Here is a 12,507-nt window from a genome sequence, read left to right as displayed (position 1 = left end):
CCCGGCACCGTCCCCTTCGTGCTGCCTGCGTCAGGCGCCGAGCTTGGCGAGGATGAGCTCGCGGGCCTTGCCGGCGTCGGCCTGGCCCTTCATCTCCTTCATCACCTGGCCGATGAGCGCGCCGGCGGCCTGCACCTTGCCGCCGCGGATCTTGTCGGCGACGTCGGGGTTGGCCTCGATGACCTTGTCGACGGCGGCCTCGAGCGCGCCGTCGTCCTGGACGAGCTCGAGCCCGCGGGCGTCGGCGACGGCCGTCGGGGTGCCCTCGCCGTCGAGGACACCCTCGAGGACCTGACGGGCCATCTTGTCGTTGAGCCGGCCGGAGCCGACGAGCGACTCGAGCTCGGCGACGTGCTCGGGCGTGACGCCGGTCTGCTCGGCGTAGGTCGCGAGGTCGACGCCCTCGGTGTTGGCGCGGCGGGACGGCTCGCCGAGCCACCACTTGCGCGCGGCCTGCGGCTTGGCGCCGGCGGTGACGGTGGCCTCGATGAGCTCGGTCGCGCCGGCGTTGAGCACGTCACGCATCTCGAGGTCGGAGTAACCCCACTCCCCCTGCAGCCGCTTGCGGCGCTGAGCCGGCGGCTCGGGCAGGGTGGCCCGCAGCTGCTCGACGTAGTCGCGGCTCGGCGCGACCGGCACGAGGTCGGGCTCGGGGAAGTAGCGGTAGTCCTCGGCGTCGGACTTCTCGCGGCCGCTCGTCGTGACGCCGGTGTCCTCGTGCCAGTGGCGGGTCTCCTGCAGGATCGACCCGCCGTTGGTGAGGACCGCGGCGTGGCGGCAGACCTCGTAGCGCACCGCCCGCTCCACGGAGCGAAGGGAGTTGACGTTCTTGGTCTCGGTGCGGGTGCCGAGCGGGACGTCGAGCTGGGCCTGCGCCGCCGGGTCGTCGCCGACCTTGGGGCGAAGGGAGAGGTTGACGTCGCAGCGCATCGAGCCCTGCTCCATCTTGACGTCGGAGACGTCGAGGGCGCGCAGCAGGTCGCGCAGCGCGGCGACATAGGCCTTGGCGACCTCGGGGGCGCGCTCGCCCGCGCCGACGATGGGGCGGGTGACGATCTCGATGAGCGGGATGCCGGCTCGGTTGAAGTCGACGAGGGAGTACTCGGCGCCCTGGATGCGTCCGGTGGAACCACCGATGTGCATGCTCTTGCCGGTGTCCTCCTCCATGTGGGCGCGCTCGATCTCGACTCTGAAAATCTCTGAGGTCTCGCCATCTTGTCCCGGGATCTCGACGTCGAGATAGCCGTCGAAGGCGATCGGCTCGTCGTACTGCGAGGTCTGGAAGTTCTTCGGCATGTCCGGGTAGAAGTAGTTCTTCCGGGCGAAGCGGCACCAGTCGGCGATCTGGCAGTTGAGCGCCAGGCCGATGCGGATCGCGGACTCGACACCGGTCGCGTTGACGACCGGCAGCGCGCCGGGCAGGCCGAGGCAGACCGGGCAGGTCTGGGTGTTGGGCTCGGCGCCGAAGCCGGTGGCACAGCCGCAGAACATCTTCGTCGCCGTGCCGAGCTCGACGTGGACCTCGAGGCCCATGACGGGGTCGAAGGTGGCGAGGGCCTCGTCGTACCCGAGGACCGCGTCGGTGGTGGTGCTCGCCATGTCTCAGGCTCCCTTCGTGATGGCCAGCTCGGGGGCCTGCTCGAGCAGGTGCCCACCCCAGGCGGAGACGAGGCGCTGCTCGAGGGCGGCGCCGACGGTGTAGAGACGGTCGTCGGCCATCGCCGGCGCGAGGATCTGGAAGCCGGCCGGGAGACCGTCCTCGGCGAGGCCGCTCGGCAGGGACATGCCGGGCACGCCCGCGAGGTTGGCGGGGATCGTCGCGATGTCGCCGCGGTACATGGCCATCGGGTCGTCGGACTTCTCGCCGAAGCGGAAGGCCGTCGTCGGGGCCGTCGGCGACACGAGGACGTCGGCGGTCTCGAAGGCCCGCGCGAAGTCGTCGGCGATGAGGCGACGGACCTTCTGCGCGCTGCCGTAGTAGGCGTCGTAGTAGCCGGAGGAGAGCGCGTAGGTACCGAGGATGATGCGGCGCTTGACCTCGTCGCCGAAGCCGGCGTCGCGGCTGGCCGCCATGACCTGCTCCGCGCTCGGGGCGTCGACGCCCTCGGGCCCGACCCGCAGGCCGTAGCGCATCGCGTCGAAGCGGGCGAGGTTGCTGCTCGCCTCGCTCGGCATGATCAGGTAGTAGGCGCCGAGCGCGTGGACGACGTTGGGCATCGAGACCTCGACGACCTCGGCACCGGCGTCGACGAGGTGCTGGACCGACTCGTCGAAGCGCGCCTGGACGAGCGGAGAGAAGCCCTCACCGGTGAGCTCGCGGACGATGCCGACCTTCATCCCGGCGACGTCGGCCCGCTGCGCGGCACCGACGATGTCCGGCACGGGCTGGTCGATCGACGTCGAGTCCAGCGGGTCGTGCCCGGCCATGACCTCGTGCAGCAGCGCGGTGTCGAGCACGGTGCGCGCGCACGGCCCGGCCTGGTCGAGCGAGGAAGCCATGGCGACGAGGCCGTAGCGGGAGACCCCGCCGTAGGTCGGCTTGACGCCGACCGAGCCGGTGACGGCCGCGGGCTGACGGATCGAACCACCGGTGTCGGTGCCGGTCGCCAGGGGCGCCTGCCACGACGCGACGACGGCGCTCGAGCCACCACCGGAGCCGCCGGGGATGCGCTCGAGGTCCCAGGGGTTGCGGGTCAGGCCGTAGGCCGAGTGCTCCGTCGAGGAGCCCATGGCGAACTCGTCCATGTTCGTCTTGCCGAGGATCGGCAGGCCGGCCGCCTTGAGCCGGCTGACGACGGTCGCGTCGTAGGGCGGGATCCAGCCCTCGAGGATCTTCGACCCGGCCGTCGTCGGGATGCCGGTCGTCGTCATGACGTCCTTGACGGCGATCGGGACGCCGGCGAGGCGGTGGAGGCTCTCCCCCTTCGCCCGGCGCTCGTCGACCGCGCGGGCCTCGGCGAGCGCGGACTCGCCCGCGACGTGGAGATAGGCGCCGACCTGCTCGTCGACGCCCTCGATGCGGTCGAGGTGCGCGCGGGTGATCTGCTCGGAGGAGAGGTCGCCGCTGGCCAGCGCGTCGGCGAGCGCGGCAGCGGTCATACGGGTGGGGTCGCTCACGTGGGGTCCTTCGGGCTCAGTCTTCGGTCAGGATGCGCGGCACGGCGAAGCGCCCGACCTCGGAGGCCGGCGCCATCGCCAGGGCCTGCTCGGGGGTGAGCGAGGGACGCACGACATCGGGCCGGGTGACGTTGACAATCGGCATCGGGTGGCTCATCGGCTCGACGCCCTCGATCGGAGCCTGCTGCACGGCCTCGACGGAGGAGATGATGGTCCCGAGCTCGCCGACCATGCGGTCGAGCTCGGCGTCGGAGAGGTCGATACGGGCCAACGAGGCCAGATGCGCCACGTCGTCGCGAGAGAGGTCAGCCATGCGGGACAGTCTAGGTTCCGGCGAAGGGGGCGGCGTCCCCGGTGCTCGCGTGGCGCCACCACTGCGCGGCTAGAGGATCGGGATGGTCCCGCGGGTGCGGGCCACCGTCTCGTGGTCGACCTCGGCGACGAGCACGTCCTCTCCCCCGCCGAGGCGGGCGCGCACCTCGCCGGTCGGGTCGGCGAGGACCGAGCGCCCGATGCCGCAGGGACCGTTGACCGCGTCCGGGGTCCAGGCCTGGTCGACGGCGAGCAGCCAGGCCTGCGCGTCGTGCGCACGGGCCCGGGTCAGCAGGTCCCACTGGCTCGCCTTGCCCGGCCCGTCGCCCCACGAGGCCGGCAGCACGACGAGCTCGGCGCCGCGCCGGCCCAGCTGCGTGAACTGATCGGCGAAGCGCACGTCGTAGCAGGTGGCGAGCCCGACGGACCAGCCGTCGACGTCGACCGTGCGCACCTGCTCGCCGGGCGCGACGGTGTCGGACTCGCGGCTGCCGAAGGCGTCGTAGAGATGGATCTTGCGGTAGGTCGTCTCCTCGACCCCGCCACCGGTGACGAGCAGCGTGTTGTGGACCCGCGCGCGCTCCTTGCCCTCGGCGGTCGTGATCTCGTCGGCGGGGGTGAACATGCCGACGACGAGCGTCACCCCGTGCCGCTGCGCCACCTCGCGCACCCCGTCGGCGAAGCGCCCGTCGAGCGGCTCGGCGGCGGTGTCGAGGCGACGGGAGAAGGGGGCCATGGCCGCCTCCGGGTGGACGACGAGCCGCGCCCCACGGCTGGCCGCCTCACCCGTCAGCTCGTCGATACGGCGCAGGTTGTCAACGGGCTCGGCCGTCGCGGTCCACTGGCATCCGGCCAGGCGAAGGCGCTGTCCTGAGGTGCGAGGGACGAGCCTCGAAGGGGGGGTGCTCACGCCGACCTCCCCCCTTCGTCCTGCATCGCCTCGGCGCGACGGACCATGTCCGCCCGGGCCGCCGCGAGCACCACCTCGTCACGGCACCCGGCGGCGAAGCCCTCGATGCGCCGGGTGATCTCCCGGCCGAGGAGACACTGCCCGATCGGGTGCGCGAGCGGCTGCAGCCACGACGGGCGGACGTCGTAGGTGTACTTCCACACCGCGAGGGTGCCGTCACCATCGGGCTGGAAGCGCCACCCGCCGCCGAAGCGCCCGAAGAACCACGGGCCGCGGACCATCGTCATCCCCGCCGAGGTCGGCGGCCGCCACGAGGCGTACTCGCTGACCATGCTCGGCGAGAGCGGTCCGGCGAAGGAGGACCGGGTGAAGGTGCGCACCCCCACCCCCGGCTCGCTCGCCCCGTCGAGGAAGCGCTGCTCGCGGATGAAGGGGTCCCACCGGCGACGGACCGCCCCCGTCGTCTGGGACACGGCGAAGGCGAGGTCCGGCGGGACCGGCACGTGCACATCTGCGCTGACCTGCGGCATGACTCCACTGTAGGAGCCAGGGAGCTTCGAGGCTCCTCGCTGCGCTCGTCACACCTGAGCCACCGGACTCATAGGGTGGGCGGCATGGCGACACTCTTCACGAAGATCATCGAGGGTGAGATCCCCGGACGGTTCGTGTGGTCCGACGAGACCTGCGTGGCCTTCCTGACGATCGAGCCGCTGACCGACGGGCACACCATGGTCGTGCCGCGCGCCGAGATCGAGCAGTGGACCGACGCCGACGAGCAGACGTGGACGCACCTGCAGCGGGTGGCCGGCATCATCGGCCGGGCCCAGCAGGCCGAGTGGGAGGCGCCGCGGGTCGGCATGCTCCTCGAGGGCTTCCTCGTGCCCCACCTGCACATCCACACCTGGCCGGCCTTCTCCCCCGACGACTTCGACCCGCACGCCCCGATGCGCGACGTCAGGGACGAGCGCTTCTACGAGGCGGCCGAGCGCCTCCGCTCGCGGCTGCGCGCCGACGGCCACGGCGAACACGTCGCGGCGCCGGGGCCGCTGCCCGCATGACGAGCCGCCTGCGCAAGCTCGTCACCTTCGTCGCGGCACTCGTCGCCTTCAGCCTCGCCCTGGCCGGCGGGGTCTGGCTCTTCCTCTCCGACGGGCAGACCTGGCCCGCGCTCGGCTGGGGCGTCGTCTGGGGCATCGCCATCGTCGTCACCCTCGTCGCCTTCATCGGCTTCCTCCGCGAGACCGACCCCGACGCCACGGCCGACGAGCACGTCGTCGTCACGCCGCCCACCACACCCCTGCCCCCGGCGACCGACAAGAGCACCCCGTGGCCCTACGAATGGCTGGCGCCGGCCCTGGCGACCGCTTTCGAGGGCACGCCCTACGTCGTGCGCTCCAACGGCCACTCGGTGCTGGTGCACGCCGACCTCGCCGACGCGCGCTGGCGGCACCTCGCGACCCGCCGGCACCTCGAGCACGCCTTCATCGCCCGCTTCACCCCCACGGACAAGCCCGGGATCGTCAAGCGCACCGACGAGTCGCGGCAGGTCGAGTCGCATGCCGGGATCAGCGGGCTGGGTGCCCAGATCGCCGTCAGCTCCGGCCGCGAGTTCACCTACACCCGGCGCAAGGAGTGGTCCCTCGGGCTCGAGGGCTTCCGGAAGCAGGTCGACTACGAGTTCTCCACCGCCGAGATCAACGTGCCGGTCAAGGAGATCCTGGGGCGCGCCGGCTGGCGCGAGGCGCTCGACTCGGAGACCAAGGGCGCTCTCGTCATGGGTGCGATGGGCCTGTCGGCGCTCGTCCTCGTCCCCCTCGCCCTCGGGGTCAAGGCCCTCGTGGGCTGACCGCTCCGCAGACCGCATGTGGCCACGACCCCCTTCGGGGTGTAGGCATGGGGCATGGCTACCACCGCATTCAAGGGCAACCCCGTCAACACCGTCGGCGAGCTGCCGGCCGCCGGCGCGCAGGCGCCGAGCTTCGACCTCGTCGGCGAGGGTCTCTCCGCGCTGACCTCCGCCGACGTGCCGGGCCGCGTCGTGCTCAACATCTTCCCCAGCATCGACACCGGCGTCTGCGCCGCGAGCGTGCGCAAGTTCAACGAGCTCGCCGCGAGCCTCGACAACACGACGGTCGTCAACGTCAGCCAGGACCTCCCCTTCGCCCAGGCCCGCTTCTGCGGCGCGGAGGGCATCGACAAGGTCAAGGTCGGCTCGGCCTTCCGCTCCACCTTCGGCAAGGACTACGGCGTCACGATGGCCGACGGGCCGATGGCCGGCCTGCTCGCCCGTTCGGTCGTCGTCCTCGACGCCGACGGCAAGGTCCTGCACACCGAGCTCGTCCCCGAGATCACCCAGGAGCCGGACTACGACGCCGCGGTCTCCGCGCTCGGCTGAACCGACTCCACGATCACGAAGGCGCCGTCCCAGGACGGCGCCTTCGTCATGCCCGCAGGGTGCGGGTGACGAGATAGCTGCGGTCGCGGGCGAGGATCTCGGTCGGCCCGACCTCGCGCAGCCGCGGCAGATAGGGCAGGTGCGAGTTGTAGACGAGCACAAGCTCGCCGCCGGGGACGAGGACGCGCGCCGCGTCGGCGATCATCGCCAGCGTCGGCGTCGAGTCCTTGGCCGTCCCGACGTGGAAGGGAGGATTGCTCACGATCGTGGCCACGGACGCGTCGGCCAGGCCCGTGAGCCCGTCACCTCGGCGCACGTCGACCGCACCGGCGGTCGTCAGGCGGGCCGATGCCACGGCCGCTGCGGAGACGTCGATCGCGACCACGTCGTCGAAGCGTCGGGCCAGCACGGACGCGAGCACCCCTGTGCCGCACCCGAGGTCGACGACGGTGCCGTCGGTGTCGGCAAGCCCGTCGAGCTGTTCCAGGAGCAGTCGCGTGCCCGCGTCGATGCGTGTCCCGGCGAAGGCCGCGCCGAACGCGTGGACCGTGAGGTCGAGGTCGGCGTGGTGCCGATGCTTCGGCCAGACCTGCTCGACGGCGCGTGGACCGGCGGCGTGCAGCACGCGCGACTTCTGCCGGCCGAGGCTGGCGTGCACCCGCTCGAAGCTCGCGCCCAGCACGTCGTTCATCGACGGGGTCATGTGCTTGACGCGACCACCGGCCACGACGCGCACATCGACCGTGCCGAGCAGCGTTGCGGTGCGGGCGATCTCGTCGAGGGCGTCGAGCGACTTCGGCAGGCGGAGCACGACGAGCGCGGCATCGGTGAGCGCCTCGGCGAGGATCGGCACCGCCTCTCCCCCGACCGCGGCTCCGGCCAGCGCCCGGGCCACCCGACGCTCCGCGACGAGCGAGTCGCAGTGCGCGACGACCCGCTCGCCCGTGTGCTCCACGAGCGCGGTCGCGAGCGCGCCGGTGTCGTCGCCGAGCACGGCGACCCGCCCCGCTGGGACCTCACCCAGCTCGTCGAGGAGCAGCCGGTCCACCGGGTCGAGCTCGGCCGGCATCAGTCCCGACGGCCCTTGCGGTGCGGCTTCTTGTCGTAGGACTTCTTCGCGTAGGGCTTCTTGCCGTAGGGCTTGTCACGGCGCGGCCCGCCACGAGCGCCACCGCGCTCCTGCCACTCGCGCAGCTCGATGAGCTGCCCCGAGATCCGGGTGCTCTGCAGCCGGTCGGCCGTGCCCTCGGGCAGGGTCGCGGGCAGCTCGACGATCGAGTGGTCGCCGCGGATGTCGATGTGGCCGAAGTCCTCGCGACGCAGGCCCCCTTCGTTGGCCAGGGCGCCGACGATCTGCCGCGGCTCGACCTTGTGCCGGCGACCGACCGCGATCCGGTACGAGGCCATGGGGCCCGAGGAGCCGCGCGGCCCACGGTCACCGCGGCGTCCCCCTTCGTCCCGGTCACGACGTGGTCCGCGCTCGTCCCGCTCCCGACGCGGCGGACGCACCGGGTCGGGGTCGAGGAGCATCGGCTCGTCCCCCTGGAGGACGATCGCCAGCGCGGCCGCGACGTCACTCTCCGGCACGTCGTGCTCGCGCACGTAGTGCCCGACGACGTCACGGAAGGTCGACAGGTCGGGCGAGGCGAGGGCCGCGGTGATCCGGTCGTCGAAGCGCCCCAGCCGGCTGGCGTTGATGTCCTCCGCACTCGGCATCGACATCTCGGTGAGCGTGGTGCGGGTGGCCTTCTCGATCGCCTTGAGCAGGTGCCGCTCGCGGGGCGTGACGAAGGAGATCGCGTCACCAGAGCGCCCAGCGCGGCCGGTGCGCCCGATCCGGTGGACGTAGGACTCGGTGTCGGTCGGGATGTCGTAGTTGACGACGTGGCTGATCCGCTCGACGTCGAGGCCGCGGGCGGCGACGTCGGTCGCAACGAGGATGTCGAGCTTGCCGGACTTGAGCTGGCTGACCGTCCGCTCGCGCTGGGCCTGGGCGACGTCGCCGTTGATCGCGGCGGCGGAGAACCCGCGCGCCCGCAGCTTCTCGGCGAGGGTCTCGGTCTCGTTCTTGGTGCGGACGAAGACGATCATCGCCTCGAAGTTCTCCACCTCGAGGATCCGGGTGAGCGCCTCGACCTTCTGCGGATAGGAGACGAAGAGGTGCCGCTGGGTGATGTTGGGTGCGGTCGTCGTCTTGCGCTCGACGGTGATCTCGAGGGCATCGGTGAGGTACTTCTGGGAGATGCGGCGGATCTGCGCGGGCATCGTCGCGCTGAAGAGGGCGACGTGCTTGTCCTCGGGCGTCGCCGCGAGGATCGTCTCGACGTCCTCGGCGAAGCCCATCTTGAGCATCTCGTCCGCCTCGTCGAGGACGAGGAAGCGCAGCTGCGACAGGTCGAGCGTGCCCTTGTCGAGGTGGTCCATGATGCGTCCGGGCGTGCCGACGACGATGTGCACGCCGCGGCGCAGCGCGCTCAGCTGCACCCCGTAGCCCTGCCCTCCGTAGACCGGCAGGACGCGCACGCCGGGCATGCGGGCCGAGTACTTCTCGATGGCCTCGCAGACCTGCAGCGCCAGCTCGCGGGTCGGGGCGAGGATGAGCGCCTGCGGGGCCTTCTGCTTGGGGTCGAGCCGGCTGAGGACCGGCAGCGCGAAGGCCGCCGTCTTGCCGGTGCCTGTCTGCGCGAGGCCCACGACGTGGCGCCCCTCGAGCAGCGCCGGGATGGTCGCGGCCTGGATCGGCGAGGGCCGCTCGTAGCCGATGTCCCGCAGGGACCGCACGACCCGGTCGTCAAGGCCGAGGTCGGCGAAGGTCGGGCCCTCCGGCTCGGTCGTCTCGGAGGTCTCGGGCGCGTCAGGGGTCGTGCTCTCGGTGCTCACCCCCCGACCGTAGTGAGGTCGGGCCCCTGTGCGCCAACGACAGGCGCGACCCCGGAGTACGGCGTGCCGTGCACCAGCGGTCGTCCTGGTGCATCTCATGCCGTTGGCAGGGCCCCTTTCGCCTCTGGACTACCCCTGGTGCACGGGCCTCGCGGCCGTGTCGGCCGGGTTCAGCGATCGTGCACGAGGTCGACGGTCAGGTCGACGTGGCCGAGGTGCTGGTAGAGCTCTTCGATGACGTGCAGGACGATGAAGCCCTGCGTCGTCGGCTCGGGGTCACCCTCCTCCCAACCGTCGGGACCGCGCGGCGCTGCGCCGGCGTCGTAGTCGGCGAGGTCCTCGACCCAGCGCCGCCGCTGGGCGGCGACCAGCGCCTCGAGCTGGTCGATGGTGCCCGTCGCGGTGAACTCCGCGGCCCGGTCGCGATGGATCTGCCGCCCGGCGATCGTCTCACCACCCCAGCGCTCCATGACGCCGCAGCAGTGGACGACGAGCGCGTAGACGCTGTTGGCCCCCTCGACGTCCGGACGGCGGGAGAGCAGCTCGTCACCCCCGGCGTCGGCGAGCTCGTCGGCCCGGGCGAGCAGCTTGGCCAGGGCGGTGTCGACGTACCACTGGGCGGTGGCCCGGTCGATGCCGCTCATCCGTTGGCGCCGTCCGTGTCACCGGCGCGGTCGCCCCCTTCGTCATCCCCCTCGGCGAAGCGCGCCACCGCACCCGTCTCGAGCAGCTCGGTGAACTCCTCCTCGGTGAGGATCGGGCGGCCGAGCTCGCGGGCCTTGGCCTCCTTGGAGCCGGCGTTGTCGCCGACGACGACCCAGTCGGTCTTCTTGCTCACCGAGCCCGAGGCCTTGCCGCCGCGCTCGAGGATCGCCTCCTTGGCGGAGTCGCGGGAGTAGCGCTCGAGCGAGCCGGTGACGACGACCGTGACGCCCTCGAGGGTCTGCCGGATCGACTCGTCGCGCTCGTCCTCCATGCGCACGCCGTCGGCGGCCCACTGGTCGACAATGCCGCGGTGCCAGTCGTTGCCCTCGCCGTCGAACCACTCGCGCACCGAGGCGGCGATCGTCGGCCCGACGCCCTCGACGTCGGCGAGGGCCTCCTCGTCGGCCTCGCGGATCGCGGCCATCGAGCCGAAGTGCTGCGCCAGGGCCCGTGCGGCCGTCGGCCCGACGTGGCGGATCGACAGCGCGACGAGCACCCGCCACAGGGGCTGCTGCTTGGCCTGCTGGAGGTTGTCGACGAGCTTGGCGCCGTTGGCCGACAGGACCCGACCGTCGTGGACGGCCTCCTCCGGGTCGGTCTTCTTCGCCGCCCGGGTGAAGAGCGGCACGCGCGCGACGTCCTGCGCGGTCAGGCCGAAGAGCCCGCCCTCGTCGGTGAGCACGCCGGAGTCGAGGAGCCCGACGGCGCCCTCCCAGCCGAGCGCCTCGATGTCGAAGGCGCCCCGCCCGGCGAGCGACGACAGCCGCTCGCGCAGCTGGCTGGGGCAGGTGCGCGAGTTGGGGCAGCGGATGTCCTTGTCGCCCTCCTTCTGCGGGGCGAGCTTCGTGCCGCAGGACGGGCAGTGCGTCGGCATGACGAACTCGCGCTCGCTCCCGTCGCGCAGCTCGACGACCGGACCGAGGATCTCGGGGATGACGTCGCCGGCCTTGCGCAGCACGACGGTGTCGCCGATGAGCACACCCTTGCGCTTGACCTCGTGGCCGTTGTGCAGCGTGGCCATCGAGACGGTCGACCCGGCGACGGTCACGGGCTCCATGACCCCGAAGGGGGTCACCCGCCCCGTGCGCCCGACGTTGACCTGGATGTCGAGGAGCGTGGTGTTGACCTCCTCGGGCGGGTACTTCCACGCGATGGCCCAGCGCGGGGCCCGCGAGGTCGACCCGAGGCGGCGCTGCACGGCGATCTCGTCGACCTTGACGACGACGCCGTCGATCTCGTGGTCGTAGTCGTGACGCTGCCGTTCGACGTCGGCGATGAAGTCGCGCACCTGCGTGATCGAGTCGAGCACGCGGTAGTGCGGCGAGGTCGGCAGCCCCCACGCGGCCATGAGCTCGTAGGCATGGCTCTGGCTGTCGATATCGAAGCCCTCGCGGCGACCCATGCCGTGGACGAGCATGTGCAGCGAGCGGCGGGCCGTGACGCGGGGGTCCTTTTGTCGCAACGATCCCGCGGCGGAGTTGCGCGGGTTGGCGAAGGGGGCCTTGCCCGCCTCGACGAGGCCGGCGTTGAGCTCGGCGAAGTCCTCGAGGCGGAAGAAGACCTCCCCGCGGATCTCGACGAGGTCGGGCACGGGGTGCACGCTGTCGTCGAGCTGGGTCGGGATCCCCTCGATGGTGCGCACGTTGAGCGTGACGTCCTCGCCGGTGCGCCCGTCGCCGCGGGTCAGGGCCCGGGTGAGCTTGCCACCCTCGTAGAGCAGGTTGATCGCGACGCCGTCGATCTTCAGCTCGCACAGGTAGTGGAAGCCGCTGACCTCGGCCTCGACGCGCTGCGCCCACGCGATCAGGTCGTCGCCCTCGAAGGCGTTGTCGAGGCTGAGCATGCGCTCGAGGTGGTCGACCGCGGTGAAGTCGGTGGAGAAGATCGCCCCGCCCACCTGCTGCGTCGGCGACTCGGGAGTGCGAAGGGAGGGGTGCGCCTCCTCGATCTCCTGCAGCCGACGGATGAGCCGGTCGTACTCGGCATCACTGATCGTCGGGGCGTCCTTGACGTGGTAGGCGAACTGCGCGGCCGTCGCCTGCTCGGCGAGGTCGGTCCACTCCTGACGCAGCTCGTCGGGCACGTCGGCGGGGGTCTCCGGCTGGACCTGCTCCGCGGACTCGTCCGTCTCGGGGATCTCGCTCACCCGACCATCCTGCCGCACACCCCCGACACCCCCTTCCCTCCA

At 71.9% G+C, this 12,507-nt stretch carries 12 protein-coding genes; 3 read left to right on the top strand and 9 right to left on the bottom strand.

The annotated features are described in order from the left end of the window. Positions 1–30: 30 nt before the first annotated feature. The 5 genes from gatB to B9B60_RS00750 form a co-directional block, all read right to left on the bottom strand. On the bottom strand, positions 31–1,599 hold the full coding sequence (gene gatB, locus B9B60_RS00770; protein WP_084449420.1) for an Asp-tRNA(Asn)/Glu-tRNA(Gln) amidotransferase subunit GatB: 1,569 nt from the start codon (positions 1,597–1,599) through the stop codon (positions 31–33). 3 nt (positions 1,600–1,602) lie between these two features. Then, entirely contained in the window at positions 1,603–3,117 is a 1,515-nt protein-coding gene (gatA, locus tag B9B60_RS00765) for an Asp-tRNA(Asn)/Glu-tRNA(Gln) amidotransferase subunit GatA (protein WP_084449419.1), read from the bottom strand. Between the two features lie 16 nt (positions 3,118–3,133). Then, positions 3,134–3,430, bottom strand: a complete 297-nt coding sequence (gene gatC, locus B9B60_RS00760; RefSeq protein WP_072624058.1) for an Asp-tRNA(Asn)/Glu-tRNA(Gln) amidotransferase subunit GatC — start codon at positions 3,428–3,430, stop codon at positions 3,134–3,136. Positions 3,431–3,499: 69 nt separating this feature from the next. Further along, complete coding sequence (locus tag B9B60_RS00755) at positions 3,500–4,339, bottom strand: carbon-nitrogen hydrolase family protein (RefSeq protein WP_084449418.1); 840 nt, start codon at positions 4,337–4,339, stop codon at positions 3,500–3,502. Continuing rightward, positions 4,336–4,869: a type II toxin-antitoxin system RatA family toxin gene (locus B9B60_RS00750; RefSeq protein WP_084449417.1), complete on the bottom strand. Its 534-nt coding sequence runs from the start codon at positions 4,867–4,869 to the stop codon at positions 4,336–4,338. The genes B9B60_RS00755 and B9B60_RS00750 overlap by 4 nt, the downstream gene beginning before the upstream one ends. A gap of 84 nt (positions 4,870–4,953) precedes the next feature. Here B9B60_RS00750 and B9B60_RS00745 point away from each other — a divergent pair, with 84 nt between their 5' ends. From B9B60_RS00745 to tpx, 3 genes are read left to right on the top strand one after another with little or no spacing between them, the layout of a single operon-like run. Then, the gene (locus B9B60_RS00745) at positions 4,954–5,397 is read left to right on the top strand and encodes an HIT family protein (protein ID WP_084449416.1); all 444 of its coding nucleotides are present in this window, start codon (positions 4,954–4,956) and stop codon (positions 5,395–5,397) included. Next, positions 5,394–6,185 carry a hypothetical protein gene (locus B9B60_RS00740; RefSeq protein ID WP_084449415.1) on the top strand — a complete coding sequence of 264 codons (792 nt, stop codon included), beginning with the start codon at positions 5,394–5,396 and terminating at the stop codon, positions 6,183–6,185. Before B9B60_RS00745 ends, B9B60_RS00740 begins: the two co-directional genes overlap by 4 nt. 54 nt (positions 6,186–6,239) lie before the next feature. Beyond that, a complete protein-coding gene (tpx, locus tag B9B60_RS00735) occupies positions 6,240–6,734 on the top strand; it encodes a thiol peroxidase (RefSeq protein WP_084449414.1) in 495 nt (164 codons plus the stop codon). Between the two features lie 46 nt (positions 6,735–6,780). Here the strand turns inward: tpx and B9B60_RS00730 are convergent, their stop codons facing one another. The 4 genes from B9B60_RS00730 to ligA form a co-directional block, all read right to left on the bottom strand. Next, positions 6,781–7,803, bottom strand: coding sequence for a class I SAM-dependent methyltransferase (locus B9B60_RS00730; protein ID WP_084449413.1), 1,023 nt, complete (start codon positions 7,801–7,803; stop codon positions 6,781–6,783). Then, complete coding sequence (locus tag B9B60_RS00725) at positions 7,803–9,614, bottom strand: DEAD/DEAH box helicase (RefSeq protein WP_084449412.1); 1,812 nt, start codon at positions 9,612–9,614, stop codon at positions 7,803–7,805. The genes B9B60_RS00730 and B9B60_RS00725 overlap by 1 nt, the downstream gene beginning before the upstream one ends. A gap of 170 nt (positions 9,615–9,784) precedes the next feature. Next, positions 9,785–10,258: a mycothiol transferase gene (locus B9B60_RS00720; protein ID WP_084449411.1), complete on the bottom strand. Its 474-nt coding sequence runs from the start codon at positions 10,256–10,258 to the stop codon at positions 9,785–9,787. After that, entirely contained in the window at positions 10,255–12,465 is a 2,211-nt protein-coding gene (gene ligA / locus B9B60_RS00715; RefSeq protein ID WP_084449410.1) for an NAD-dependent DNA ligase LigA, read from the bottom strand. Before ligA ends, B9B60_RS00720 begins: the two co-directional genes overlap by 4 nt. Between the last annotated feature and the right edge of the window lie 42 nt (positions 12,466–12,507).

Source organism: Janibacter indicus, assembly GCF_900176385.1.
In the GTDB taxonomy this organism is placed as follows: Bacteria; Actinomycetota; Actinomycetes; order Actinomycetales; family Dermatophilaceae; genus Janibacter; species Janibacter indicus.
Note: the sequence above shows the minus strand (reverse complement) of the source record. Positions and strands in the feature narration are given on the sequence as shown.

Bases quoted from the DNA above. Each gene is read 5' to 3' on its own strand.
- gatB (WP_084449420.1), bottom strand. From the start codon at position 1,599: ATGGCGAGCACCACCACCGACGCGGTCCTCGGGTACGACGAGGCCCTC.
- gatC (WP_072624058.1), bottom strand. From the start codon at position 3,430: ATGGCTGACCTCTCTCGCGACGACGTGGCGCATCTGGCCTCGTTGGCC.
- B9B60_RS00750 (WP_084449417.1), bottom strand. From the start codon at position 4,869: ATGCCGCAGGTCAGCGCAGATGTGCACGTGCCGGTCCCGCCGGACCTC.
- B9B60_RS00745 (WP_084449416.1), top strand. From the start codon at position 4,954: ATGGCGACACTCTTCACGAAGATCATCGAGGGTGAGATCCCCGGACGG.
- B9B60_RS00740 (WP_084449415.1), top strand. From the start codon at position 5,394: ATGACGAGCCGCCTGCGCAAGCTCGTCACCTTCGTCGCGGCACTCGTC.
- tpx (WP_084449414.1), top strand. From the start codon at position 6,240: ATGGCTACCACCGCATTCAAGGGCAACCCCGTCAACACCGTCGGCGAG.
- B9B60_RS00730 (WP_084449413.1), bottom strand. From the start codon at position 7,803: ATGCCGGCCGAGCTCGACCCGGTGGACCGGCTGCTCCTCGACGAGCTG.
- B9B60_RS00720 (WP_084449411.1), bottom strand. From the start codon at position 10,258: ATGAGCGGCATCGACCGGGCCACCGCCCAGTGGTACGTCGACACCGCC.